Here is a 430-nt window from a genome sequence, read left to right on the forward strand (position 1 = left end):
ACGGTGCCCTCGATGCCCGCCGCCAGCAGCAGGGACCCGGCCACGCCCCCCGGCGAGGTCGGGGAGTCCTGCGTCATCGCGGCCCAGTCGGTGAGTCTGGTGTCCGCGGCCAGCTTCACCCGCTGGCCTTCCTTCAGCGTCATGGACTCTGCTCTTCATCTCTCGGATCGGTACGGGCCCTCGCACGGGGCGTCCCGTGGGCGGTCCCATTATCCGCGTCGGTCCCGGCCCCTCGGCCCGGCATGATCCGGAACACACCTCTTAGGGCTCGATCAGGCCGACGCGGATGGCGTAGCGGGTGAGTTCGAGGCGGTCGCGCAGGCCGAGCTTCTGGAGCAGGTTCGCGCGGTGGCGCTCGACGGTCTTGGGGCTGAAGACGAGCAGGTCGCCGATCTCCTTGGAGCTGTGGCCTTCGGCGACGAGTTTGAGG

The 430-nt window shown here is 69.5% G+C and carries 1 protein-coding gene; it reads right to left on the minus strand.

Annotation, left to right across the window (positions count from 1 at the left end):
• Nucleotides 1-261: 261 nt before the first annotated feature.
• The coding region (locus G3I78_RS48805) for a helix-turn-helix transcriptional regulator (protein WP_164437092.1) at nucleotides 262-430 on the minus strand (169 nt) is incomplete at its 5' end.

Source organism: Streptomyces sp. SID13726 (assembly GCF_010548375.1).
Taxonomy (GTDB): domain Bacteria; phylum Actinomycetota; class Actinomycetes; order Streptomycetales; family Streptomycetaceae; genus Streptomyces.